The organism is Streptomyces sp. BK340 (assembly GCF_007827595.1).
In the GTDB taxonomy this organism is placed as follows: Bacteria; Actinomycetota; Actinomycetes; order Streptomycetales; family Streptomycetaceae; genus Streptomyces.
This window is the reverse complement of the sequence record NZ_VISR01000021.1, coordinates 155,795-181,395: the sequence shown is the minus strand read 5'-3', so window position 1 is coordinate 181,395 and position 25,601 is coordinate 155,795. Positions and strand designations below refer to the sequence as shown.

General features: G+C 71.9%; 22 protein-coding genes. 10 read left to right on the top strand and 12 right to left on the bottom strand.

All coding sequences use genetic code 11. The features are described 5' to 3' along the window. Positions 1-52: 52 nt before the first annotated feature. A complete protein-coding gene (locus FB157_RS31420; protein ID WP_145884031.1) occupies positions 53-1,546 on the top strand; it encodes a long-chain fatty acid--CoA ligase in 1,494 nt (497 codons plus the stop codon). A gap of 62 nt (positions 1,547-1,608) precedes the next feature. On the opposite strand, the gene FB157_RS31415 is transcribed toward FB157_RS31420, so the two are convergent. The 3 genes from FB157_RS31415 to FB157_RS31405 all read right to left on the bottom strand — a co-directional run bounded on the left by FB157_RS31415 (position 1,609) and on the right by FB157_RS31405 (position 5,009). Then, positions 1,609-2,556 carry a RimK family alpha-L-glutamate ligase gene (locus FB157_RS31415; protein WP_261386658.1) on the bottom strand — a complete coding sequence of 316 codons (948 nt, stop codon included), beginning with the start codon at positions 2,554-2,556 and terminating at the stop codon, positions 1,609-1,611. 161 nt (positions 2,557-2,717) lie between these two features. Continuing rightward, on the bottom strand, positions 2,718-3,083 hold the full coding sequence (locus FB157_RS31410) for a hypothetical protein (RefSeq protein WP_186581775.1): 366 nt from the start codon (positions 3,081-3,083) through the stop codon (positions 2,718-2,720). Between the two features lie 138 nt (positions 3,084-3,221). Next, positions 3,222-5,009 carry an FUSC family protein gene (locus tag FB157_RS31405; RefSeq protein WP_145884030.1) on the bottom strand — a complete coding sequence of 596 codons (1,788 nt, stop codon included), beginning with the start codon at positions 5,007-5,009 and terminating at the stop codon, positions 3,222-3,224. A gap of 117 nt (positions 5,010-5,126) precedes the next feature. Between FB157_RS31405 and FB157_RS31400 the strand changes: the two genes are divergently transcribed. Continuing rightward, positions 5,127-5,759 (top strand): DUF1345 domain-containing protein, encoded by a 633-nt coding sequence (locus FB157_RS31400; protein ID WP_145884029.1) that lies wholly within the window; start codon positions 5,127-5,129, stop codon positions 5,757-5,759. Positions 5,760-5,791: 32 nt separating this feature from the next. Then, entirely contained in the window at positions 5,792-6,760 is a 969-nt protein-coding gene (locus FB157_RS31395) for a Dyp-type peroxidase (RefSeq protein WP_186581774.1), read from the top strand. A 19-nt stretch (positions 6,761-6,779) separates the two neighbouring features. Here the strand turns inward: FB157_RS31395 and FB157_RS31390 are convergent, their stop codons facing one another. Then, a complete protein-coding gene (locus FB157_RS31390) occupies positions 6,780-7,244 on the bottom strand; it encodes a GreA/GreB family elongation factor (RefSeq protein WP_145884027.1) in 465 nt (154 codons plus the stop codon). A 191-nt stretch (positions 7,245-7,435) separates the two neighbouring features. On the opposite strand from FB157_RS31390, the gene FB157_RS31385 reads away from it, so the two are divergent. Further along, a complete protein-coding gene (locus FB157_RS31385) occupies positions 7,436-9,706 on the top strand; it encodes an FdhF/YdeP family oxidoreductase (RefSeq protein WP_398947550.1) in 2,271 nt (756 codons plus the stop codon). 22 nt (positions 9,707-9,728) lie between these two features. On the opposite strand, the gene FB157_RS31380 is transcribed toward FB157_RS31385, so the two are convergent. Further along, complete coding sequence (locus tag FB157_RS31380) at positions 9,729-10,520, bottom strand: SDR family oxidoreductase (protein WP_145884026.1); 792 nt, start codon at positions 10,518-10,520, stop codon at positions 9,729-9,731. A gap of 88 nt (positions 10,521-10,608) precedes the next feature. On the opposite strand from FB157_RS31380, the gene FB157_RS31375 reads away from it, so the two are divergent. Next, on the top strand, positions 10,609-11,187 hold the full coding sequence (locus FB157_RS31375; protein WP_145884025.1) for a TetR/AcrR family transcriptional regulator: 579 nt from the start codon (positions 10,609-10,611) through the stop codon (positions 11,185-11,187). Here FB157_RS31375 and FB157_RS31370 read toward each other — a convergent pair. Next, entirely contained in the window at positions 11,181-11,903 is a 723-nt protein-coding gene (locus tag FB157_RS31370) for an FAD binding domain-containing protein (RefSeq protein ID WP_145884024.1), read from the bottom strand. The genes FB157_RS31375 and FB157_RS31370 overlap by 7 nt on opposite strands. A gap of 211 nt (positions 11,904-12,114) precedes the next feature. Between FB157_RS31370 and FB157_RS31365 the strand changes: the two genes are divergently transcribed. From FB157_RS31365 to FB157_RS31350, 4 genes are all read left to right on the top strand, one after another. Then, on the top strand, positions 12,115-13,839 hold the full coding sequence (locus FB157_RS31365; RefSeq protein WP_145884023.1) for a serine/threonine protein kinase: 1,725 nt from the start codon (positions 12,115-12,117) through the stop codon (positions 13,837-13,839). 116 nt (positions 13,840-13,955) lie between these two features. Next, complete coding sequence (locus FB157_RS31360) at positions 13,956-14,603, top strand: RNA polymerase sigma factor (RefSeq protein ID WP_261386655.1); 648 nt, start codon at positions 13,956-13,958, stop codon at positions 14,601-14,603. Further along, the gene (locus tag FB157_RS31355) at positions 14,596-15,540 is read left to right on the top strand and encodes a CU044_5270 family protein (RefSeq protein ID WP_145884022.1); all 945 of its coding nucleotides are present in this window, start codon (positions 14,596-14,598) and stop codon (positions 15,538-15,540) included. The genes FB157_RS31360 and FB157_RS31355 overlap by 8 nt, the downstream gene beginning before the upstream one ends. A 31-nt stretch (positions 15,541-15,571) precedes the next feature. After that, a complete protein-coding gene (locus tag FB157_RS31350; RefSeq protein WP_145884021.1) occupies positions 15,572-16,156 on the top strand; it encodes a DUF6434 domain-containing protein in 585 nt (194 codons plus the stop codon). Between the two features lie 118 nt (positions 16,157-16,274). On the opposite strand, the gene FB157_RS31345 is transcribed toward FB157_RS31350, so the two are convergent. Then, positions 16,275-17,216: an Ig-like domain-containing protein gene (locus tag FB157_RS31345; RefSeq protein ID WP_145884050.1), complete on the bottom strand. Its 942-nt coding sequence runs from the start codon at positions 17,214-17,216 to the stop codon at positions 16,275-16,277. Between the two features lie 278 nt (positions 17,217-17,494). Between FB157_RS31345 and FB157_RS31340 the strand changes: the two genes are divergently transcribed. Further along, complete coding sequence (locus tag FB157_RS31340) at positions 17,495-18,484, top strand: phosphotransferase family protein (RefSeq protein ID WP_261386654.1); 990 nt, start codon at positions 17,495-17,497, stop codon at positions 18,482-18,484. A gap of 10 nt (positions 18,485-18,494) precedes the next feature. On the opposite strand, the gene FB157_RS31335 is transcribed toward FB157_RS31340, so the two are convergent. The 5 genes from FB157_RS31335 to FB157_RS31315 all read right to left on the bottom strand — a co-directional run bounded on the left by FB157_RS31335 (position 18,495) and on the right by FB157_RS31315 (position 25,601). After that, positions 18,495-21,317, bottom strand: coding sequence for a type 2 lanthipeptide synthetase LanM family protein (locus FB157_RS31335; protein WP_222440982.1), 2,823 nt, complete (start codon positions 21,315-21,317; stop codon positions 18,495-18,497). Positions 21,318-21,412: 95 nt separating this feature from the next. After that, positions 21,413-21,613, bottom strand: a complete 201-nt coding sequence (locus tag FB157_RS31330) for a DUF6229 family protein (RefSeq protein WP_145884020.1) — start codon at positions 21,611-21,613, stop codon at positions 21,413-21,415. Between the two features lie 156 nt (positions 21,614-21,769). Next, complete coding sequence (locus FB157_RS31325) at positions 21,770-23,191, bottom strand: aminobutyraldehyde dehydrogenase (RefSeq protein ID WP_145884019.1); 1,422 nt, start codon at positions 23,189-23,191, stop codon at positions 21,770-21,772. Next, positions 23,184-24,497: an NAD(P)/FAD-dependent oxidoreductase gene (locus tag FB157_RS31320; protein ID WP_145884018.1), complete on the bottom strand. Its 1,314-nt coding sequence runs from the start codon at positions 24,495-24,497 to the stop codon at positions 23,184-23,186. Before FB157_RS31320 ends, FB157_RS31325 begins: the two co-directional genes overlap by 8 nt. Positions 24,498-24,530: 33 nt before the next feature. Further along, positions 24,531-25,601 carry an ABC transporter ATP-binding protein gene (locus tag FB157_RS31315; protein ID WP_145884017.1) on the bottom strand — a complete coding sequence of 357 codons (1,071 nt, stop codon included), beginning with the start codon at positions 25,599-25,601 and terminating at the stop codon, positions 24,531-24,533.

Sequence of the window (25,601 nt, the reverse complement as noted above, 5' to 3'; positions counted from 1 at the left end):
GATGCCGTGAGCGCCGGCGGGGACCCGGCGCGCATGCGTGCGAGGAGGCATCATGGCCAATCTGGCGGAATTCCTGGCGGAGACGGCGGGCCGGCATCCCGAGAGCGCCGCCCTGCGGCTGGGGACGGGGACCACCACCTACGCCGAGCTGGACCGGCTGAGTGCCCGGGCCGCCGCCCTGCTGCGCACCGAGGGACTGCGCCCCGGCGACCGGGTCGCGCTGATGCTGCCGAACGTGCCCGAGTTCGTCGTCCTGTACTACGGCATCCTGCGCGCCGGCGGCATCGTCGTACCGATGAACCCGCTGCTCAAGACCCGGGAGACCGAGTACCACCTGCGTGACTCCGGAGCCGTGCTGCTCTTCGAGTGGCACCAGGCACCCGGTGAGGGCGCCCAGGGCGCGGCCGCGGCCTCCGTGCGCCACATGCCGGTCGAACCCGCCGCCTTCGCCGCCGAGCTGGCGAGGCTGGAGCCGCAGTACGAGATCGCCACCGTCGCCGGCGACGACATCGCCGTGCTGCTCTACACCTCCGGCACCACCGGCCGTCCCAAGGGCGCGGCGCTCACCCACGCGGGACTTCGCCACAACACCGAGGTCAACGTGGTCAACGTGCAGCAGATGACCACCGACGACGTCGTCGTGGGCTGTCTGCCGCTGTTCCACATCTTCGGGCAGACCTGCACGATGAACGTCGCCGTACACAGCGGCGCCGCGCTCGTCCTCGTACCCCGGTTCGATCCGCAGACCGTGCTCGACGCCATCGCCCGTCACCGCGCGACCGTCTTCGAGGGCGTGCCCACCATGTACGCGGCGCTGCTCCAGCACCCCGGTGCCGACGAGGCCGACGTGTCCACCCTGCGCCTGTGCATCTCGGGCGGTGCGTCCCTGCCGGTGGAGATCCTGCACGGCTTCGAGCGGCGCTTCGGCTGCATGGTGCTGGAGGGCTTCGGCATGTCCGAGACCAGCCCCGTCGTCTCCTTCAACCACCCCGACCGTCCGCGCAAGGCCGGATCGATCGGGACCCCCATCCAGGACGTCGAGGTGCGGCTGGTGGACGACGAGGGCCGGGACGTCATCCCGGGCGAGGTCGGCGAACTCGCGGTGCGCGGACCGAACCTGATGAAGGGTTACTGGAACCGCCCCGAGGAGACCGCCGCCGCGATACCCGACGGCTGGCTGCGCACCGGCGACCTGGCACGGCAGGACGAGGACGGCTACCTGTACATCGTCGACCGCAAGAAGGACCTCATCATCCGCGGCGGCTACAACGTCTACCCGCGCGAGATCGAGGAGGTCCTGCACGAGCACCCCGCCGTCGCCCTCGCCGCCGTCCTCGGCGTGCCCGACGAGCGGCTCGGCGAGGAGATCGCGGCCGCGGTCGTCCTGCGCCCGGGAGCCGAGGCGAGCCCCGAGGAACTCCAGGAGTACGTGCGGGACCGGGTGGCGGCCTACAAGTATCCCCGCCAGGTGTGGCTGGTGGACGCTCTGCCCATGGGCCCGAGCGGCAAGATCCTGAAGCGGGAGATCTCGGCTCCGGTGCACTGAGCCCGCCATGTGAACCGACCGGCCCAGGGGCTGATCCTCGAGCTGGGTGCCCGGCTCGAGGATCAGCCCGCACTTCCGCGGGCGGACAGGCGGTCGGCGATGCAGGCTGCGATGGCAGGGGTGATCGCGGTCATCTCCGGGCGCCAGCCCGGTACGGCGTTCACCTCGCAGATCGAGTAGGCGTCATCGGAGGTGAACAGCAGGTCCACCCCGGCGATGTCCAGGCCCAGGGCACGGACCGCGCGCACCGCCAGCTTCTCCGCCTGCGGATAGCGGCCCGCGCACAGGGTGGCGGAGCCGCCCTTGGCGATGTTGGAGGCGAGGGTGCCGTCGCTGGAGGTGTGCAGTACGGCGCCCACCGGTTCCCCGTCGACCACGATCACGCGCAGGGAACGGCCGTGCGAGTGCGCCACATGCTCCTGGAAGAGGAACGGCGCCTCCCGGGTGAGACTGCCGGCCACCTCGCGAAGCAGGTGCGGGTCGGGAGCGAGGAAGACCTGCCCGCCCTTTGCGCCGTTGACGGACTTGACCACGCACGGCGTCCTCAGGCGGGGGCTGCGCACGACGCCTTCGAGCGGAGCGGTGGCGTAGGAGAGGGTGTCGGGCACCGGCAGCCCGGCCAGGGCGAGTTCCTGCAACTGCCACACCTTGTTGCGGCACTTGAGGTGGGCGGTGACCGTGTTCACCAGGGTGCTGCCCATGCGCTCCAGGTGCCGTAACAAGGTCACCTCGCGGTCGCTGTGCATGGGGCCGGCGACCTGGCGTACGCACACCACCTCAGGGGCGGGCAGGTCGGCGCCGCCCAGCGTACGCAGCACCAGGTGTCCGCCCTGGACACCGAAGAGCAGCTCGTCGGTGTGCCAGACCGCGAAGCGAGGGCCGTGGGAGTCGGCCAGCGCTGCCGCCAGTTCGTGGGTGGACCGGCGCAGCACGGCCGGCCGCTGCCGCACCAGCAGCCACACGTCGGCGGGTGCCGGAACCGCCGGCAGAGCACGGTGCTGTACGACCACTCCGACTCCTCACCTCTTCGCTGCCCGCGCCCGGGGGCCGTCGACGCGGCCAGTCTCGCAGTTCCGTGATCGGGGTGTCACGTACGGTGCAACACGGCGGGCGGAACGCGCCTATGACGTCATGTCAGGCGCCATGCCCGGTCGCCCGCATAGCGGGCGCGTCACAGCGGGGCGGGCTCGGACCGTCCGGCCGGGGCGACGGCGTCGTCTCCCGTGCGGGTGGACGGCCCGAACAACGCCGTGGCGGCGCCCAGTCCGAGCACGGTCCCGAGCAGTGGGGCCACGACGAACGGGACCGCGGAGGCGGGTGCGATCCCGGCGGCGGTGTCGGTGACGACGCGGCCGATGGTCATCGCGGGGTTGGCGAAGGCGGTCGAGGACGTGAACCAGTAGGCGGACCCGATGCAGGCGGCCACCGCTGCCGGCACCAGCCGGGCGCGGCCGGTGCGCTGCAGGCCGAGGACGACCACGAGCAGCCCGGTCCCGACAGCCTCGGCGGCGACGCGGCGGGCGAGGGAACGGGTCATGCCGTGCACGGTGATCGATGAGTCAGGGGAGGCAGTCCGGGTGTCCGCCCGAGCCCGAGGACAGTGGAGGAAAATCCCATCCCGCCCGCCATTTCCCGTCGGTTGCACGATGCCCGACGGCGCGGCCGGCGCAGCGCCCTAGTGCTGGTGATGCAGCCGTTCGAGCAGAACGTAGGCGCGTTTCTCCGCGGCCGCGAGTTCGGCGGGGTCGATCCCGGCCGGCCACAGCTCACCGGCGGCGGCGTCGTCCGCGTCGCGCAGCTCCACCACCGCCACCGCGAGACGCACCTGGACGAGCGAGGCGGGCGGTCCGGCGGCGTGGCCCAGCGACCGTTCGGCCCGGTCGGCGGCCGCCACGCACGCGGCCAGCGCACGCTCCACCCGTACCGCGGCGCGGTCGTGCACCACCAGCAGCGCGCACAGCAGCCCCGTGCCGATCCCCAGGACGCTGCCCAGCACCCGGTCGAGGACCAGCTCACCGGCCGGTGCGGGCGCCGCCAGGTCGCTCAGCAGCAGCGCCATCGGCGTCAGGAAGACGACGCCCAGGCCGTAGTTGCGGACCACCAGGAACTCCAGCAGGAACTCCAGGGTCACGATCACCAGAGCGAGCGCCATGGGCTCCGGATGTGCGGCCAGCACACCGAGCGCGATCAGCAGCCCGACGAACGTGCCCAGGGTGCGCTGCACGGCACGCTGGGCCGTCGTACGCAGGTTGACCGAATGCAGGACGGCGGCGGCCGAGATGGCCGCCCAGTAGCCGTGCTCCAGGTGCAGCAGGACGGCCGACAGACCCGCCACGCCCGTGCCGAGGGCCATCCGCAACGCCGGAACGGCCAGGACGGCGAGGTGGTCGGGACCACCCGGGCGCCCGATGAGCAGCTCAGTTGCACGCAGCGCGGCGGCGTCGTGCCGTGCCGCGGCCGACCCCGTCGTGCGTCCGGCCCCGCCGTGCCGGGCCTGCGGCGACGAAGACGCCGCGGGAAGGAACGGCAGCTCCCGCAGCACAGCGGGGGTCCGGCGGCGCCGGTCGGTGAGGAGGGCGGCCTGCCGGCGCAGGTGCACGGCCGTCGTGGCGGGGGCGCCGGGCGCACACCGGGCGGAGCCGACCAGCAGGGCCCAGGACAGGTCGGTCAGGCGCAGGAAGACCGCGTCGGTGCCGGACCCGGTGCCACGAGTCCGGGCCGGCGGCGGAGAGCCAAGGCACTGGTACGCCTGAAGGACGGCGACCGTGGCCCCGTGCCGGGTCCGCCGCGGTACGTCCCCCGATGCGGAGGCCTCCAGGACCTCGGCGAGCCGGCGCAGGGCCACGGCCACCGCCAGGCGCTGCGGCCGTTCGGGATGCACGAACCGGCCGGAGACCGCCAGCAGCCACGCCAGCGCGGAGCCCGCCGCCGCCAGCGCCGTGCGGGGGAGCACGTCGGCCCACGTGGGGGAGGCGTTGGCCGCCACCGCGAACGAGAACAGGAGCAGCACCGCGCCGAGCCCGCCGAGCCGGGTGGCGTCGCAGACGTATTTGGCCGCGCCCGCGACCAGGGCCGTCGCCACCGCCACCACGGCGGCACCGGTCTCCGACTCCCCGGGGCGGGACCAGGCCGCGAGGGCCGACCCGAAGCCCACGCACGCCGTCATGGCCACGGCCACCACCGCGAGGACCCGGGCGCGCCGGGCGTAGGGCAGATTGCGGCCGAACGTGGTGGTGAAGGACCCCAGCATGGCGTAGACCGCGAGATCGGGCCGTCCCGCCGCCACGATCGGCACGGCGACCAGGCCCATGGCCAGGGCGGCCCGCACCGCGAACAGGAACGCTCCGTCCGCCTCGTGCAGGGTCAGCGCGCCGCGCGGGGAGAGCGCACGCCCCGCGCCGGCGACCGGGCTCCGCCGGCCGTGCCCGCGCCCGGGAAGGGGAAGTCGGCGCAAACCCGGCATATTCGGTGTATACCCAGCGCTCCGGCCCGGTGCGAGGCCGGCATGCGGCCGCGCGCCTGCCCGGGGCGAGGCACTCCGACGGGCCGACCGACGGCGACGGAACTACCCTGGTGGCGCATGAGCAGCTGGTTGCCGCTGGACGCCGTGCCCCGGCTGGCCGGTTCGGTGGCGCTCGGGGCCGCGGCCGGCGCGGTCGTCGGGCTGACGGCCAGGGCGCTGCTGGGTGCGCTGGCCGCGATCGCCGTGACGGAGCTGGTCTTCGTCGTGGCGGGCTGGGCGGTGCTGTGGCCCATGGACGCCGCGGCCACCCACCGCAACGCCCGGCGTGAGGACTTCCGGCCCCTCGGCGAGGAACTCGCGGTCGTGGCGGTCGCTTCGTGCGGACTGGTCGCGATCGTGCTGCTGCTCCTGCTCGGTGCCTCCGACACCGGCCATGTCGGTGCCGCGCTCGCGCTCTTGGGGGTGTTCATGGCCTGGGCCGCACTGCACCTGATGTACGCCACCCGCTACGCCTACCTCTACTGCACCGCCGACAGTGGGATCGACTTCAACTCCGACCAGCGGCCCGCGTACCGAGACTTCTTCTACTTCAGCTACAACCTCGGCATGACCTACCAGGTCTCCGACACCTCCGTCTCGAGCACGGCCATCCGCGCGATCGTGCTGCGGCACACCCTCCTGTCGTACGTCTTCGGCACCAGCATTCTCGCCACCGCCATCAACCTCGTCACGGGACTCGTCACCGGCTGAATTCCTCGCGCTTTCACGCCGGAGACAGCAGGATGGGACGAGCAGCCAACTCAGGAGGAGGCCGGTTCGTGCCCGAGTCACAGGCCGTGGTCGTCGAGCCCGCCAGAGCCACCGTCTTCCTCGTGGCCACGATCGCGCCGGGCCACGAGGAGACCGTCCGCGATCTGCTGCAGGACGTCTCCGGCCTGCGCCGCTCGGTCGCCTTCCGCGCACCCGACGACCGGCTCACCTGTGTCGTCGGCATCGGATCGGAGGCCTGGGACCGGCTCTTCGGCGGACCGCGCCCACAGGACCTGCATCCGTTCGTGGAACTGCGCGGCGCCCGCCACCGCGCCCCGGCCACCCCGGGGGATCTCCTCTTCCATGTGCGAGCCCGCCGCATGGACCTGTGCTTCGAACTCGCCCGGCTGATCCTGGAGCGGCTGAGCGGCGCGGTCACGGTGGTGGACGAGGTCCAGGCCTTCAAGTACTTCGACGAGCGCGACCTGCTCGGGTTCGTCGACGGAAGCGAGAACGCCGAAGGGGCGGTCGCGGCCGACGAGGTGTTCGTCGGCGACGAGGACCCAGACTTCGCCGGGGGCAGCTATGTGATCGTGCAGAAGTACCTGCACGACATGACGGCGTGGAACTCCCTGTCCTCGGACGAACAGGAGAAGGTCATCGGGCGGACGAAGCTCGCCAACGTCGAACTCCCCGACGACATCAAGCCCGCCGACTCCCACGTGGCGCTCAACACCATCACCGACGAACACGGCGACGAGCGCAGGATCATCCGCGAGAACATGCCGTTCGGCAACCTCGGCAAGGGCGAGTTCGGCACGTACTTCATCGGCTACGCACGTACGCCGGACGTCACCGAACAGATGCTGAGGCACATGTTCCTCGGCGACGGCCGGGCAGCGCACGACCGCATCCTCGACTACTCGACCGCGATGACCGGATGCCTGTTCCACGTGCCGACCGTCACCTTCCTCGACGACCCGCCCGCCGCTCCCCGCTGAGCCCGGACCGGGCTCCGGATCAGCCTCCGCCGAGGGACACCACCACCGCGGTCAGCTGTCCCTCGGGCGCGCGGTAGCTCACCGAGTCTCCGGCCCGGTGGCCGAGCAGCGCGTGCCCGAGCGGACTGTCGGCCGTGATCAGCGCGGGGTCCAGCACGTCCGCCAGCGCGCCGATCTGGAACGTGTCCTCAGTGCCGTCCTCGAAGCGCACGGTGACCGTGCTGCCGACCCCGACCACATCGGCGGGAGGCGGGCCCGCGTCGGCCGCCTGCCGCAGTCGCGTGGTGATCTCGTCGATCCGGGCGTCCAGGCGGTCCAGGTCACCGGCGCGCCGCAACTCGTCGGCCCCGTCCGCGAGGTCGCCGACCGTGTCACTGTCCCGCAGGGTCGCCGCGACCGAATCGCGTTCGCTGCGGACGTCGGCGAGTTCCCTTTCGAGCGCCTGACGGGCCGCCTCACTGATCGGCTCGGGCTCGCTGGTCATGTGTGCTCCTCGGGCGTGGGGGAGAGGAATGAACTGACCGAAAATATGGATTTTCGGTCATGTTAGTCGAGGTGCTTCGGAAGATCCCCCGGCATAGCCTGGGGAGGAGCGACGACCGCCGGCCTGCGGGTGCCGAAGGGGTGAGAGCCGTGGCGATCTCCGAGCACGACCAGAAGCGCCGGGAGCCCCGGGTGGGCCCGGTGCCCAAGGAGGAGCCGGAGTTCCACCCGTACCACCACCCGGCCGCCGGCTGGGGCGCAGCCAAGAGCGTGAGCCAGGTGCTGATGCGCGAGGGTGCCCTGTTGGACGGGCCGCGGGCGATCATGCGGATGAACCACGAGGGCGACGGGTTCGACTGCCCGGGGTGTGCGTGGCCCGACGACACCAAAGGGCTCCACCTGGACATCTGCGAGAACGGCATCAAGCACGTCACCTGGGAGATGACCGGCAAGCGGGTCGGCCGCGACTTCTTCGCCGCGCACTCGGTCACGGAGCTGTCCGGCTGGAGCGACTTCGACCTGGAGGACCAGGGCCGGCTGACCGAGCCGATGGTCTACGACCCCGAGTCGGACCACTACGTCCCGATCCGCTGGCACGACGCCTTCGAGCTGGCCGGCCGCGCCCTGCGCGAGCTGGACGACCCGAACCAGGCGTCGTTCTACACCTCCGGCCGGCTCGGCAACGAGGCCACCTTCCTCTACCAGCTGATGGCGCGCGAACTGGGCACGAACAACCTGCCCGACTGCTCCAACATGTGCCACGAGGCCAGCGGCCGCGCGCTGCAGGCGTCCCTGGGCACCGGCAAGGGGACCGTCGACCTCAAGGACTGGGAGAGCACCGACGCCCTGTTCATCATGGGCGTCAACGCGGCCTCCAACGCGCCCAGGATGCTCACCGCCCTCGCCGAGGCGTACCGCCGCGGTGCCCAGATCGTGCATGTCAATCCGCTGGTCGAGGCGGCCGCCACGCGCACCATCGTGCCGCACGACTTCACGGACATGGCCCTCTTCAAGACGACCCGGACCAGCACCCTGAACCTGCAGCCGCGAGTCGGCGGCGACATGGCGCTGCTGCGCGGCATGGCCAAAGCGGTCCTGGAGCAGGCCAGGACCGATCCCAAGGCGGTGGACCGGGAGTTCGTCGAGCGGTACACGGCCTACTTCGACGAGTACCGGGACCTGTGCGAGGCCACCCCCTGGGCGGAGATCGAGCACCAGTCCGGTCTCGGCCGGGACGAGATCCTCAAGGCCGCGCGCGTGTACCGCGACGCCGACCGCTCCATCTTCAGCTGGTGCCTCGGCGTCAGTCAGCACGAGCACGGCGTCGACACCGTCCGGGAGATCGTCAACCTCCTGCTGCTGCGCGGCAACCTGGGCCGCGAGGGTGCGGGACCGTCACCGGTGCGCGGGCACAGCAACGTCCAGGGCAACCGGACCTGCGGTATCGACCACCGGCCCAGCGAGGAGTTCCTGGACCGGCTGGCCGGGATCTGCGGGATCGACCCGCCCCGCGAGCACGGCCTGGACACGGTCGGCACCATCCAGGCCATGCACCGCGGCGACGTGAAGGTGTTCGTCGGCATGGGCGGCAACTTCGCCCTCGCCGCGCCCGACACCCCGTACACCTACGAGGCGCTGCGCTCCTGCGACCTCACGGTCCAGGTGAGCACCAAGCTGAACCGCAGCCACCTGGTCCACGGCCGGCAGGCGCTGATCCTGCCGTGCCTGGGCCGCACCGAGAAGGACCAGCAGCGCGGCGGCCTCCAGGCCACCTCGGTCGAGGACTCGATGAGCATGGTCCACCTCTCGGTCGGCATGAAGCGCCCCGCCTCGAAGCACCTGCTGTCCGAGCCCGCCGTCATCGCGGGAATGGCCCGCGCCGCCCTCCCCGACAGCGACACCCCCTGGGAGTGGTACGTCGAGGACTACGACCGCATCCGCGACACCATGGCCCGGGTGCTCGACGGGTTCGAGGACTGCAACCGGCGCGTGCGCCTGCCGCTCGGCTTCCGCATCAAGCAGCCCGCCCGCGAACTGGTCTTCCTCACCCCTTCGGGGCGCGCCGAGTTCTCCGCCGCCCCGCTGCCCGACGTCGTCCCCGCTCCGGGCACCCTGGCCCTGGGCACCATGCGCTCCCACGACCAGTGGAACACGACCATCTACTCCGAAAACGACCGCTACCGGGGTGTCAAGAACCTGCGCACACTCGTCTTCATGAACGAGGACGACATGCGGGAGCGCGGCATCTTCGAGTTCGACCCGGTGGACATCACCAGCACCGCCAAGGACGGCAGCCACCGTCACCTCGACGGATACCTCGCCATCCCCTACGACATCCCCCGTGGCTGTGCGGCCGGCTACATGCCGGAGATGAACGTGCTGTGCGCGCTCGGCGACTACAGCACACAGAGCGACCAGCCGCTGATGAAACACGTCAAGGTCACGATCGCACCCGCGACCTGAGCGCGCGGCACCCCCCGGACGCTCACCGGCTCGACTTCTGGGACGCCACGATCGTCTCGACCGTCTGCTCCGCCCCGGCCAGCCGCTGCACGCGCTCCGCGAAGCCCGGGAACTGGGAGGCGATCTTGGTGAGGAACTTCAACTCGAGCGGCGCCACGTTGACTTCGGCGACATCGCGCTCGATCGCGCGGGTCACACCCTTGACGACCTGCTCCGGCGCGACGGTCCGCACCCCGCCGGGCGTCGCCGAACCGGTGTTCGCGAACATCCCCAGCTCGCGTACGAATCCCGGCTGGACGATGGAGACACCGACGCCCGTGCCGTGCAGATCCTGACGGAAGGCCAGCGAGAAGCCGCGGAGCCCGAACTTCGTCGCGGTGTACATGGACGACGACTTGGTGGCCGCCATTCCCGACAGTGACCCGACGAAGCAGATGTGCCCGCGTCCGGCGGTCACCATGGCGGGGGCGAGCAACCGCGCGAGCATCGCGGGTGCGCGCAGGTTCACCGCGAGCGCCCGGTCGATCTGCTCCGGCGTGTAGTCGAGCACGTCGCCGCTGGAGGGCAGGGCGGCGTTGGCGATGAGGATGTCGGTCCCGGCGGCCTCATCGGCGAGGCGCACCAGATCGTCGGGGTCACCGAGATCGGCCAGGATCGTGCGCGCCCCGTAGCGGTCGGCGAGTGGCTCCAGTGCCTCGCGCCGTCGGCCGGTGAGTATGAGGTCCGCGCCGCGGGCGGACATCTCCGCGGCGATCGCGCCGCCGATGCCGCCCGTGACCCCGGTCAGCAGAACAGTTGCCCCAGCAATGTGCACGACTATCCTCCCGTACTGTTCGTTCGAACGAACAATAGAGAGGGTGTGAGGGGCTGTCCACCCGGACGCGGATGGAAGAATGCGGGGCATGCCGAACGACGCTCCCGCCGCCACGACGCGCCAGCGCATCATCACAGCCGTCCTGCAGATCATCGGCGAAGGCGGGGTCGCGGCGGTCACCAACCGGCGGATCGCCAAGGAAGCCGGAGTGTCACTCGGCTCGGTCACGTACCACTTCGACACCCAGCACGATCTGCTGCGGGAGAGCCTGCTGCACTTCGTGCGCGAGGAGGCCCGGTACTTCACCGAGCTGGCCGACCAGTGCCAGACGGAGGGCATCGCAGTCGAGGACGCGGCGTCCCTGGCCGGGCAGGTCGCGTGCGGCACGGCACTGGACAGCGCCCACCTCGCGCCGTTCGAGCTGTACATCCAGGCCGGGCGCGACGAGCGGCTGCGCGAGGCCGCGGCGGAGGCGTTCCGCGCCTACGACCGGCTCGCCACCCAGATCCTCACCGCGCTGGGTGTGCCGGACGCGGAACGCCTCGCAGCCACCACGGTCGCCGTGGTCATGGGGCTGCAACTACGGCGTCTGGCCACCGGCAGCCCCGCCGAGGACCTGGTCGACGCCCTCCTGCTGCTCGCGCGGGGCTGTCCGCCCGCTCAGTGACCGGCGGCGGGCCGCAGCAGCTCCGCCGCCTGTTCGCCGATGATGTCCCATGCGACGGACGGGAGATCACCCAGCGCTGTCCACCGCAGCGCGCCCATCGCCTCCTCGCTGCCGTTGTCGCCCGTGGCGCTGCCGCAGACCACGTCGTACCCGTCGCGCACGGCGACACGGAGGAGCTGCTGCCCACCGGCGTCGGTGTGCAGTGCCGCGGCGACGACGAGCGGCGGCGCTCCGCCGGCTTCGGCCGGCAGTTTGCGATAGGCGGTGGCGACGGGCTCACGCCAGTGGATGCTCAGCAGCAGCGGCCGCTTGGCCGTCGCCTCGGCCAGGTCGATCTCCTGAACACCCTCGGCTCCCAGCACCGACGCCCGCGCGTCCAGGACGAGCGCCGCCGGCAGCAGGCAACGCAGCGTGCTGCCCACGAGGTTGCCGCCGACCGTCGCCGTCCGGCGTACGGCGCCGGTCCCCACCGAGGCGGCGGCCAGGCGTATGACGTCCGGGACCCGGTCGTCGATCCGGTTCAGCACCACGGCGGCGCCCAGCGTCCCGCGTCCGACGACGTTGGCCTCCGGGAGGCTGCGCAGCGACATGGCCAGTTCGGGGAACCCGTCCCGCTGCCAGTCGGCCCACACCAGCGTCGCCCCGCCGATCGGCACGGCCCCCTCGGCCAGACACTCCCGCGTCTCGGACACGGAGCTGGGCAGTCGCAACAGCATCGCAGCCGACCTGCCTTTCTGGGTAGTTGAGCAGCGGGGCCGTGAACCGGTCACCCGCTCACAGGCATGGCGCATTCTTGTCGCACGACGCGGGGCGCACACAGGGCTCACACGAGCATGCCGGGCGTCGTCGAAACGCAGGCCGCACAGGCATCGGGTACCGGCCCCCTGCGGCGAAGGAGGCATCCCGGCCCCCGCTAAGCTCGCGCGCATGAACGGTGAGGGAAGCGACAACAGCGGTAGACGGGTTGTCGACGGGCGGTTCGAGCTGGAAGCACGGCTCGGCGGTGGCGGTATGGGCATGGTCTGGCGCGCGACGGACCTGGTGCTGCATCGGAGCGTGGCCGTCAAGGAGGTTCGGCCGCCCGATCCCGACCTCGCCGAGTACGATCCGCAGGCCGCCGGGATGCTGCGCGAGCGGGTCCTGCGGGAAGCACGCGCACTGGCCCGTATCGATCACCCCAATGTGGTGACCATCCATCATGTGGTCGACGGAGGTCCGGGTACCTACCCCTGGATCGTCATGGAACTCGTCACCGGCGGCTCCCTGGCCGACCGGCTGGCCCGCGGACCGATGTCCCCCCAGGAGGCGGCACGGATCGGGCGTGAGGTGCTGGCCGCGCTGCGCGCCGCGCACCAGGTGGGCATCCAGCACCGCGACGTGAAGCCGGCCAACGTCCTGCTGCGTCCCGACGGCCGTCCGGTGCTGACGGACTTCGGTATCGCGGCGATCCGCGAGGCGACCTCGCTCACGGCCACCGGGTCGGTCATCGGAACCCCCGACTACATGGCGCCCGAACGCGTCTCCGGCAAGGACGGTGGTCCCGCCTCGGACCTGTGGTCGCTGGCGATGATGCTCTACACGGCCGTGGAGGGCCACCACCCGCTGCGCCGCGGCACGACACTGGCCACTCTGGCGGCCGTCCTCAGCGAGGAGATCCCCCCGCCGGTCAAGGCCGGTCCGCTGCAGGACGCCCTGACGCGGGTCCTCGTGCGGGACCCCGCGGCGAGGCCCGATGCCGAGCAACTCGACCGGATGCTGGGCGACGTCGCTCGCGAGCCCGAGTCGCCCACGTCCTACCAGCTGCACCCCCCGTCGGCGCCGTACGTTCCCGGGCCCGCCACGGCACCCACGGGCTTCGGTCCCGCGCCCGCGATGTCCGGGGGGCCGTACGGCGCTCCCGGGGCCCCGACGGCGTCCCAGGGCCCGCAGGACGCGCGTCCTGCGTCGGCCACCGTCCCGGTGCGGCCGGACCGTGGCAGGCGCTGGAAGGTGGTGGGCCTGCCGGTCGCCGGAGTGGTGCTCGCCGGGGTTCTCGTCTGGGCGGGGCTGCCCGACGGAGACTCCAAGGCATCCGGTTCCACCGCGTCCGGCAACTCCACCGGCAAGTCGCCCAAGTCGCCGTCGGGCGGGGGCTCGACCGCCACGGACGTCACGCCGTCGGCGAAGGAGTCGACCGGCGCCACGGAGAGTGCGAAGGGGAACTTGCTGACCCCGGCCGGCATCCGCACCGCCATCAGCGCGTTCAAGCAGCAGACCGGACGGACCCGGTTCGGGGCCTTCGTCGTGTATCCGGACTACGTCTCCGCCGACCTGATGGTGAACGGCAGCGACACCAAGAAGGACTCGTACACCTATCGCCCCGGTCAGGGCGTCGAGAAGGGCATCATCAGCGACACGCTCAGCGATGGGGAGAAGCCCGTCAGCCTGGACGACTTCGACTGGGACAAGGTCCCGGCCCTGCTGGCCGAAGCCGAGCGGAAACTGAAGGTCGATCACGTCACGACCCGCTACCTGACGGTGATCCTGCCGGGCAACGCCTTCGGCGACCCCGCCGGAATGTCCGTCTACCTCACCAACGCCTACAGCCAGACCGGCTACCTCCAGGCGGACACCCGGGGCAAGGTGACCAGGGTGATGCCCAACGAGGGCTGACGCGGCATGTGAGGCAGGTCACGCTGCGGGGTGGAACTCGGGAAACGGAATCGGCGAACAGGAGGTGACCACAACACGGCTCTCGAGGGATACGAAATGAACCACAGAGGTGAGGCGTGACGCTCCTGCCGGGCACCGCTGCCGCACTCACCACGGCAACGGAAGCGGTCGCGGACTCCGACGGCTCGGTGATCGAACGGTCCTGGCGGACGCCCGAGGCGTTCGCCCTGATCTTCGACCGCTACGCCGACGACATCCACCGCTACGTCGCCCGACGTCTGGGCTCCGACACCGCCGACGACCTGATGGCGGAGACGTTCGTGATCGCGTTCCAGCGTCGTCGGCGCTACGACCTGTCGCACGCGCACGCCCGACCGTGGCTGTACGGGATAGCCACCAACCTGATCGGCCGTCACCGCAGGGACGAGGCGCGCCGGCTGCGGGCACTGTCGCGCATGGCCTCGCTGTCCGCGGACCGGGATCTCGAAGGTCCCGAGGACGGGATCACCGAGAAGCTCAGCGGCGGCGGGACGCACGGCACTCTGGCCGCCGCTCTCGCCGGACTGCCCGCCCGCCACCGGGACGTGCTGCTGATGATCGCCTGGGGAGAACTCGACTACGCGGAGGCCGCGCAGGCCCTGGGTGTACCCGTCGGCACCGTGCGCTCCCGCCTGCACAGGGCCCGCACCAAGCTGCGGCGGGCACTGGGGACACCGGATCTCACCACCTCGACCGCGCCTCAGAAGGAGACGGATCATGGATGAACTGACGATGGTGCGCGGATGGGAAGCCGACGAGCACGGGCTGTCCGACGACGCCCGAGTCGCCGCCCGGGCCCGCCTCGGAGCCGCGATGGCCGAGGAGTCCCGCGGCGGCGCGTCCCGTGGGGGTGTGCTGAGCCGGCGACTCGTGTTCCGTACCGCGCTCGTCGGCGTGACCGCGGCGGCAGTGGGTGCGACCGTCGTGGTTTCCCGCGATGCCGGGGACGACCACAAGCCCCGTCTGGGCGCGATCAGCGCGACGGAAGTGCTGCGGAAGGCCGCTGACAGGTCACGCGCCGCGGGGAGCGATCTGCCCGTGCCGCGCGACGACCAGTACTTCTACTACAGGACCTACATCCTGCGGACGCCGGTCAAGGGCGGGAGGACCAGGACGTGGACCGACGAGAGCTGGATGTCGGTGGACGGTTCCAAGCCCTCCCTGCGGGAGGAGCACGGGAAGATCCACCACGATCCGCCGCTCGGCGAGCACGAGGTGCGCTGGCCGCCCACCGTCTACTCCAAGCTCAAGGCCATGCCGACGGACCCCGACAAGCTCCTCGCCCGGTTCAGGATGGGCCGGCCGGGCTCGCCCGACAACGACAGGTACGCATTCTTCGAAGGATGCATGCTGCTCATGGGGCCGCGTGTGATGCCGCCCGGCCTGCAGGCCGCCGCCTTCGAAGCGCTGGCGAAGCTGCCCCGGATCCGCCTGGACTACGACGCGGTGGACGTGGCCGGCCGGAGCGCAGTCGGCGTCTCGTACCCCAAGACGGAGTGGACGTTCCTCTTCGACCGCAAGACGTACGACTACCTGGGCCTGCGTACCAAGGGGAGCAGTCCGAGGAAGGTGCACGGCGAGTGGAAGCAGGCCAACTGGTACTACGAGACCAGGAGTCTGCAGGACATCCAGGTGGTGGACGGCATCGGACAGCACGGCTGAGCACGGGACGCGGTCCGGCAGAATGACGGCCATGAACGAGAACCAGAACACCAGTGCGACATCTGTCGAGTCCAGGCCGCCTCTGACGGCCGCCCTCACCGGTGCCGAGCTGCTGCGCTGGTACTGGACGCTGGACGAGCTCACCGGCCTGGCCCGCACGATGGGCGTCGCGCGGCACGGCGGCAAGGCGGCGGTCACCGCCCGCCTCGCCGCGGCGCTGGACGGCCTGCCGCTGCCGGCCGCCCCGGCCCGCCGCCGCCCGGCGACCGCGCAGTTGGCGGAGCCCGTCGACGGCGGCACCGTGATCCCGGCCGGCCAGCGGTGCAGCCAGATCCTGCGGAGGTACTTCATCGAGGCGATCGGCCCCGGCTTCCACTTCGACGCCTTCATGCGCGACTTCATCGCCGGGAATCCCGGCAGGACCCTGGCGGACGCGGTCGCCCACTGGCACGCCACCCGCCCGGACGCGGCCCGGCCCCGCGAGATCGAGGGGCAGTTCGAGTTCAACCGCTTCACCAGTGCCTGGCACCGCGAGAACCCCGCAGGCACCCGGGCCCAGGCTCTCGAGGCCTGGTACGCCCACCGCGCACTCCCCAAAACCGCCGGCGGCGGCTGACGGCACCCACATCGGGCGGGGACGGACCCGGACGTCTCCGCCCGGCCCGAAGGGCACGCACGCCGATGGCGTCGCGGTCGGCATCATCGAGTGCCTACCGCGACGCCATCGCAGTGCGTCACAGGGTCGCGGTCGAACCCTCCCCGGACGCGCTGCCCGCGAGCCACTGGTCCCATCCGAGGTTGAAGTCGGCGTAGCCGTTGTCGGGCGAAGCCTTGGCACGCGTCGAGCCGGTGATCGTGACGGGGTCGCCCTGCTTGACCTGGCCGTAGAACCACTTGGCGTCCGACATGGACAGGTGGACGCAGCCGTGCGAGCCACGGGCGCTGCCGCTGCCGGGGTTGGGGTCACCCGTCGAGAAGTGCACGTAGGTGCCGGACTGGGTCAGGTGGACGTCCCAGGGCAGCGTCAGGTCGTAGTAGTTGGGGCTGCCCTTGTCGCAGCTGATGCCGACGCTGCAGGAGGTCATGTGGACCTTCTCCTGCTTGTCGATGACGGCCATGGTGCCGTTCCACGTCGGGTACTGAGGGCTGCCCGCGTTGATCGACAAGGTGCGCACCGCCTTGCCGTTGCGGCTCACCTTCATGGTGTGGCCGGTCACCGAGACGTCCGCGCGCACGTCGTCGCCGACCTTGAAGGTGTGCGTGTAGGCGCGCACGCCGTAGCGCCCGTTGCCGTTGCTGACGCCCTTCATGTCGGCGTCGATCTTCACCGTCGTACCGGAGGGCCAGTAGTTCTTCGGGCGCCAGTCCGCGCGCCTGTCGCCGAACCAGTGCCAGGCGCCGGCCACCGGCTGCGAGGCGCTCACCTTCATGTGCTTCTCGACCGAAGCCCGTGCCTTCGCCGCCACCGGGTTGGTGAAGACCACCGAGATCGGCATGGCCACACCGACCGTGCTGCCCGTCTGCGGGGTGATCGTCTCCAGCAGCATCGGCGGGCCCGCGGGCTTCGTCGGCGACGGAGAGGAGCTGGCGCTCGGCTTGCCCGGCGCCTTCGCGTCGCCCCCACCGGCCTTGTCGCTGCCGCTCCCACCGCCGCAGGCAGTCACGCCCACCAGCATCGCACCCGTGACCAGTGCGATCCCTATGCTGCCCTTGCGCCGTCCCACGCCCCGCCCCACTCTCTCGATCTTCGGCCCTGACGGGCCCGACTCCCTGTCAGACAGTGTGGACCCGGGCCTCAGTTGCACGTGTCGTGTAAAGCATGTCCCAAGAATCAGCGCCTACCACCGGACCGGGCCGCTGACACCAGTCTTCTGCCTGCTGATTTCACTCGATTCCACGCCGACGTCCCCCATAGGGTGCACGAGTTGCCGTGACGGAGGGGCGGGTGCGGGACGTGGCAGGCAGGGCAGTGGCGCGGGAGCAGTTGGCGGGGGCGGCCCGGGCCGCGCTGGGCGGCGGGCGGCGGCTGGAGGCGGTCGAGCGGGTCGCGGGCGGCAGCAGGAAGGGCGTGTACCGCCTGGTGCTGGACGACGCGACGACGGCGATCGCCTACCTCTGGCACGACGCCGAGAACCACTGGCCGGCGGCCGAGGGCGACGACGACCTCACCGACCCGTTCTCGCCCGGCCTCGGGCTCGACCTCTTCGAGGCCGCCCACGCCCGGCTGGACGCGCTCGGCGTCCGCGTCCCGGCCGTCCGTCTCGTCGACCGCGAGGGCACCCACGGTCCCGCCGAACTCGCGATCGTCGAGGACATCCCGGGCGAGAGTCTGGAGCACCTGCTCGCCCGGGACCCGAGCGCCGCCGCCCCCGTCATGGAGCGGCTCGGAGAGGCGCTGGAGGCGATGGGGCGGCACCGGGCGTCCACGTACGGCAAGGTGGCCGTGGTCGACGGCGGCGGCACGTCACAGGGGACGTCGTGCGAGGACGTCGTCCTGGACCGCGCGCTGCGGGACCTCGCCGAGGCCGCGTCGCGCGATCCGCGGATCGCCGAGGCCCGCGGCCGGCTGGAGGAGCGGCTGGCGGATCTCGCGGCGGCTGTGCGGCCCCGCGCCGAGTACGCGGTCCTGCACGGCGAACTCGGGCCCGACCACGTGCTGGTCGACGCGGCCGGGTACCCCGTGGCGATCGACATCGAGGGCTCGATGTACTTCGACGTCGAGTGGGAGCACGTCTTCCTGCGGATCCGCCTGCACGACGCCTACCGGCCACTGGCGGTGGACGGCCTGGACGAGAACCGCCTCGCGCTCTACACGCTCGCCCGGCGTCTCTCCCTCACGACGGGTCCGCTGCGGCTGCTCGACGGGGACTTCCCCCACCGGGCGGCGATGGCGGACATCGCCGAGCACAACCTGAAGGAGGCGCTGGCCCTGGTCCTCGATTGACCCGCCTGGATCAGTCGAGGACCAGGGGATCCGGCAAGGATGCCGACCCGTGCATCCGCAGGAGCGTGTGGACGACTCCTGCGAGGCCCGACATGAGGCTCGGGGAGAACGCCTCGCGGGCCAGGCCGCCGACCGGGCCGCGTTGTTCGAGGCTGGTGAGTATCTCGCCGTCCAGGTCGGCGGGGTCGCCGACGTTCATGGACGTGAGGAACTGCCAGAGGCCGAGATCGCCGTGGCACAGCGTGTGGCTCCAGCCGAAGCCCTCCGCCGCACAGGCCTGTGCGGCCCGGCGGGCCATGTCGAGGTGGGCCGGATCGCCGGTGCGCCGGTGCAGGTCGAGCATGCCGGTCCCGATGCCCGCGCTGCCGTGGCACCAGCTGGTGAAGAAGTCCTCCTCGGCGCCGATGCGGACGTCGAGCCAGTTGCCGTGGCTCGGCTGGTAGAGGGACTCCTGGTAGGCGAAGGCCAGTTCGGCCAGGCGGGCCCAGTCGTGGCGCTCGGCCGCGGAACCGGCTTCGCTCAGGGCGAGCCGGGACAGCGCCCAGCCGATGCCGGTCGCTCCGTGGGCGAAGCCGCCGATGCCCTCCGGGTTGAGCCGGGTCGTCCAGCGGGCACCGCTCGCGTCGACCGTGGCCAGCCCCGTCAGCCGGCGGCCGATGTGCGCCGCCGCGGCGAGCCAGCGGTCCTGCCCGGTCGCCGCGGCCAGGTTGAGCAGCGGGACGATGCCACCGGCCGCCCCGTTGAGGAGATCCACCTCGACGTCGTCCTCGACCAGACGGCCCTCCAGCAGCACCGCCCTCGCGGCGGCCCGCTCCAGCAGCCGGCTCTCACCCAGCACCCGGTGCAACGCCAGCCACGTCCACACCTGCGACGCGGCGCCGCTGAACGCCCCGGCCGACGGGGTGGGGGTCCGGTCCTCGGTACTCATCAGCACGCGCAGCGCGCCGTCGAACGTCTCGGTGACGCCGGGCACCTCGTCCGCCCGCCCGGCCCGTACCTCGGCCGCGTACTCCGCGAGCGTCAGCACCACCCCGCCCTGCCCGGTGTACAGGTCGGCGGGCAGCACCCTGATGGACCATCCGGCAGGGGTGAAGACCGGGCTGATCCAGGTCGCCGTACCGTCCTCACCGCGCACCGCCCCGTCGCACAGCCGCCGCACCATCCGCGCGGCCTGCTCCCGGCGGCGCCGCTCCCGGTCACGGGCGTGCGGCTCATGGGCGGCGGCCTGCACCCGCGCCGGCAGCGACCGCTCGTTCAGGTACGCGCCCACCAGCGCGTCCTGGATCACCGACTCCTCCAGCGCGAAGTCGGCGGTGCGCCAGTCCTCGACCGTGTTCCGTACGGCGGCCTCGTCCACGGTGAAGCCGAACATCGGCACGTCGCCGGCCAGGAGGTCCGCGATCTCGCCGTCGACGGCCGTGTGCTCGGTCGGCGCACCGGGCAGCACCTCGGCGTTGCGCAGCAGGATGTCCCGGGCCCGCTCGACGGCCGAGGCCTCGTCGTGCAACGACGCCGGATGCCACAGCATGCGGCCGATGTCGACGTACGCCTGGGTCGGTCGCAGGATCCGGCGTGCCCGGGCGCCTTCGAAGCGGGCCAGCAGACGGTACGGATCCGCGCCGGGCCGGAGCAGGTGCGCGGTCATCTCGCGGAAGCCGGCCAGGATCCGGTCCCAGTACGTGCTCAGCACGGGGGTCGGGCTCGGGTGATTTCCGGCGGTGGGCATCGCCACCAGGTCCACCTGGAAGCGGGCCGCCGCGGTGCCGCCGTCCGCGATCACCGGGTTCGGGATCAGCGGCTGCTGGCCGGGCAGCGCCCCCACCCCGGAGATGTCCACGCCGCCGAGCGCGAACCCGGTGCCGCGCACGGGCAGCAGCCCGGTGCGCAGCACCGTCCGGCGGATGGCCGCCGCTGCCACGTCCACCGCGTCACCCCGGCCACTGGGCGGGAAGGGCGCGGGGGAGTCGAAGAGCGTCTCGGCGTCCACGATCACCGGTACCGGACCTGCGGCGATCATGTTCTCGGCATGCATGTCGGTGCCGCCGGTGAAACGCAGCACGGCCAGCCAGTGCCCCATGTTGCGGTAGAAAGAGGCGAGTTCGGCGTCGTCCGCGCAGTACCGGTGGTGGACGAACTCGGCCCAGCCGTAGCCCTCGCGCGCCAGCGTCCCTGGCACGCGGATCCGTTCGTCCGGTGCCGGGGCGCCGGGGAAGTCGGAGAACAGCTCCGTCAACAGCGCGCCCAGAGCCACGTCCGCCTCGGACGGCCGGGGTTTGTACATGACGCTGCCGCCGGCGAAGTCGACCCGGCTCACCGTCAGACCGCCCCGGTGGCTGTCGCCCGCCCCGAACGTCACGGCGTGCATCGGCCCAGCCGGACCCCCGAGCAGCGGGTGCAGCAGTGCCCGGTCCGCGGCGAGCCGCTGCGCGAACCCGGCCGCGGCCGCGACCGACATCCGTGCCACCGAGGCGACCCGCCGGCCGGCACACGGGTACCGGTCGGCCAGCTTGTCGAGATAGCCCTCCGCACCGGCCTGCTCGACGAACGCGGCCCACGTCCTCGTGTCGGCCGTGCCCCCGGCGTCCGGACCGGCGCCGCCGGCCAGGCGCAGCGCGTGGAGTTCGACCAGGAGGAGGCGGGAGAGTTTGGCGTGCAACGACCTGACCAGGGCGGTGTGACCCGCCTCCAGCACCACGTCCCGCTCGTTGCGGTCCAGCGCGGTCACGGCCGCCAGACGCCCTGCCAACTCGTCCCGCCACGGCCGAGCCATGCTCCGTACAGGCCCGGCGAACCACTCGGACTCGTCCACGCCGTCCGGCGCCGATCCGCTCACCTTCCACCCTCTCTTCCAGTCGACCGAACGAGACGCGGGGAACCGCGCGAGCAGCGCGCGGTTCCCCGGCCGGGGCCCGAAGGCACCGTGGACGATCAGCAGCACCAGCTGCCGTGCGACCCGCTCGGGCTGGAACAGAAGCCGTACAGGGAGTCGCTCGGGTCGGTGAGCGCGGCCTCGGCGGCGGCGCCGCCGACGTACAGCGGCCCGGCTGGGTTGAGCTGGCCGTAGGCGCTCTCGGCACCGGACAGCCAGGCTTCGAGCACTGCCGCGGTCTGAACACTGGTCTGGGGCATCAGTGGCCTCCGAAGGCGGGAGTTTGGGGCGGATTGCCCAGCCCTGAGTATCGCGATGTTCGAACACCCGTCAGATGCGCAATCCGGCCACAGTCGTGTGGGAATCCTGATGCCTCCGGTAGGAAACTGAGGCGTTCGGCAGGCACCTGTCCACCCTCACAACATGACGTGCTTGACCTGTGTGTAGTCGAGCAGGCCGGTCAGAGAGAGGTCGCTGCCGTAACCGGAGTGGCGCACACCGCCGTGTGGCATCTCCGAGACTGTCGTGCCATGGGTGTTGACCCAGACGATGCCGGTGTGCAGTGCCCGGCTCGCCCGCATCGCCCGGTCGTGGTCGCGGGTCCAGACACTCGCGGCCAGTCCCTGGGGAACGGCGTTCGCCATACGGAAAGCCTCGGACTCCTCACTGAACGGCTGCACGGTGACGACCGGGCCGAACACCTCGCTGCGCACGATCTCGTCCTCCTGCCGGGCCCCGGCGACCACCGTGGCCTCATGGAAGTAGCCCGGACGGTCGAGGGCACCGCCACCGGTGACCACCTCGGCGTGGTCCGGGAGCCGCTCCAGCAGGCCGCGCACGGAGGCGAGCTGGGCGGCGTTCGCGAGCGGGCCGAAGTCGGCGCGCGCGTCGCCCGGGCCGCCGGGCAGCAGCCGCGCGGCCCGGTCGGCGAAGGCGTCCAGGAAGATCTCGTACACACGGCGGTGGACGAGGATCCGGGTGGCGGCAGTGCAGTCCTGCCCCGCGTTGTAGAAGGCCAGCGATGACAACTGCGCGACCGCGTCGTCGAGATCGGCGTCGTCGTGGACCAACACCGGAGCGTTGCCTCCGAGTTCGAGGTGCAGCCGCTTGAGGTCGGCGGCCGCCGCCGCGGCGATCTCCTGTCCGGCGCGGACGCTGCCGGTGACGGCGACGAGCCGCACGTCCGGGTGGGCCACGAGGGCGCGCCCGGTGTCGCGGTCGCCGCACACCACGTTGAGCACTCCGGGCGGCAGATGCTCGGCGGCCAGCCGGGCGAGGAGCGTGGCCGACGACGGCGTGGTGTCGGACGGTTTCAGGACGACGGTGTTGCCGGCGGCCAGCGCGGGGGCGACCTTCCAGACGGCCATCATCAGCGGGTAGTTCCACGGGGTGATCTGCGCGCAGACGCCGACCGGTTCGCGCCGCAGGACGGAGGTACGGCCCGGCGTGTACTCGGCCGCGGCGGCGCCCGGCAGGTTCCGGGCGGCCCCGGCGAAGTACCGCAACACGTCCAGGACCGCGGGCAGTTCGTCCGCCAGGAAGAGCGCGCGCGGTTTGCCGGTGTCGGTCACCTCGGCGTCCGCCAGCGCGTCCGCCTCCCGCTCCAGGGCGTCGGCGATGCGCAGCAGCGCGGTCTGCCGCTGTGCCGGAGTCGTGGCCGACCAGCCGGGCAGGGCCCGCTCGGCCGCCCGGCAGGCCAGGTCCACGTCCACGCGGCCGGAGAGCGGTGCCGTGCCGTGGAGGAGTCCGGTGGCCGGCTCGACCAGCGGCACGGTGGCACCGGAGGCGGCCGATACCTCCTTGCCGTCGACGTGGTTGAGACGGATGTGGTCAGCCACGGCGCAGCACCTCCTCGGCGGCGGCGCGCCCGGTGCGGACGGCGCCCTCCATGTACCCGGCGACCCACTGGTCGGAGCCGCAGACGTAGAACGGCGGCTCGTGGGTGCCGTGCAGCGGGCCGACCGCCATGACCTCGCCCGGCGGCCACTGGGTGACGTAGCCCTGCGTCCACGGGTCGGTGCCCCACAGCCGCAGATGGCAGGCGGTCGGCCGCAGCGCCTCCTCGCCGAACATCACGGCCATCTCGGCGAGCAGTTCGGGCGTGCGCAGATGGGGCGGGGTGCCGAGCAGGACGCCGTAGCGCTCGGGCGGGACCAGCGCCGACAGCACGCCCTCGTTCTGCGGCCAGGTGCTGCCCAGAACCCCCTCGGCCTCGGACAGGCCGTTGAGCCCGTCGGCGCGCCAGAAGGGACGGTCGTACACGGCGGCGAACTTCGCGGCCGTCGCCTGTCGTTGCCGGTGCAGCGAGGCCAGGCGGGCGTCACTCACCCCGGTGACCGCGACCGACCGCAGCGGTCCCACCGGCAGGGCACTCACCACGGCCGCCGCGGTGAGGACTTCGCCGGTGACCAGGCGTACCGTGCAGTGGCCGGGGCGTATGTCCAGCGCGGCGACGGGCGAGCCGAGGCGTATGCGCGGCCCCAGCTCGCGGCCCAGGACCTCGGCGAGGGTGGCCGACCCTGCCGCCAGTCGCAGCCCCTCCCAGTTGTCGTAGTCGTAGTCGCCCGTACCGGGGACCGCCGCGCTCTTGCGGAGCGCGGCCAGCAGCGAGATGCGCTCGTACGATCCTCCCGCCAGGGCCAGTTGGCCCAGGTCCCACAGCCGCACCACCGCGGGTGCGGCGTGGCGGGAGCGCAGCCAGTCGGCCACGGACAGCCGGTCCAGGGCGATCGCGTCCGGGTGGGACCAGGGGTCTGCGGGGTCGACCGTGGCGGCGAGTTCGGCGAACTCCTTGCCGAGCTGCTCGTGCCGGGTCATGTCGCCGGGCCCGAACCAGTGCGGCGGTTCGCCGGCCGAGAGACCCTCGGGTGTGGAACGGGTGATACGGCCGGGTTCGGCGACGTAGCTGGCGACCAGCTCCAGGCCCAGTTCCCCGGCGAGTTGCAGATAGGCGGTGTGGGCGCGGCCGACCACTTCGCCGCCCAGCTGGACGGTACGGCCGTCGGGCGTGCGGGTCTGCTCGACCCGGCCGCCGACGCGGTCCCGGGCCTCCAGGACGAGCACGTCGGTGCCGGCGGCCGCCAGGTCCCGGGCGGCGGCGAGCCCGGCCAGACCCGCGCCGAGCACGATCACGTCGTGATGCATCAGCTTCGCTTTCGTGAGTGGGGCGGGCGGGGATCAGGCCAGGACCAGGCAGTGTTCGGGCCGCCAGCCGAACTCCACCGTCTCGCCGCCGCTCCAGCGGTCCTCCATGCGCGCGCGGGCCGTGTTCTGCTCCAGCACGGACAGCGTGACGCCCGGGGCGAGTTCGATCAGATAGGTCGTGGTGGGGCCGCTGTACACGGTTTCGCGGATGACGCCGGTCAGCATCGACATGCCCGGTTCGAAGTCCGACAGCCAGATCTTCTCCGGGCGCACGGACACGCTGACGGCGGTGCCGTCCGCTATGCCGCTCCGGGCGCCGACCGGCAGGGCGGGCCCCTGCTCCAGGGCGACCTCACCGCCCCGGTAGGTGCCGGTCATCAGGTTGGAGGTGCCCATGAAGGAGGCGACGAAGCGGGTGGCGGGGTGCTCGTAGACGTCCTCGGGGGTGCCGCACTGCTCGATGCGGCCCTCGTTCATGACCGCGATCCGGTCGGACATGGTCAGCGCCTCGTCCTGGTCGTGCGTGACGAAGACGAAGGTGATGCCGACCTCGCGCTGGATCTGCTTCAGCTCGACCTGCATCTGCCGGCGCAGCTTCAGATCGAGGGCGGCCAGCGGCTCGTCGAGGAGCAGGACGGCGGGACGGTTGACGAGCGCGCGGGCGAGCGCGACGCGCTGCCGCTGGCCGCCGGAGAGGGTACGGGGTCTGCGGTCGGCCAGCCCGGCGAGCTGGACCAGATCCAGCATCTCGCCGACCCGCTGCCGCATCTCGGCCTTGGCGACGCCCTTGCGTTTCAGCCCGAAGGCCACGTTGTCGGCGACGCTGAGGTGGTCGAACAGCGCGTAACTCTGGAAGACCGTGTTGACGTTGCGCCGGTTCGGCGGCAGCGCGGTCACGTCCTCACCGGCGAGCAGCACCGAGCCCTCGGTGGGGTCGCTGAACCCGCCGATCATGCGCAGGGAGGTGGTCTTGCCGCAGCCGGAGGGGCCCAGCAGGGAGAAGAAGTGGCCGGACTCGATGTCCAGGTCGAGCCGGTGGACGGCGTAGGAGTCGGCGTACTGCTTGGAGACGCCGTCGAGCCGGACGGCGGGGGTCGCGTCCAT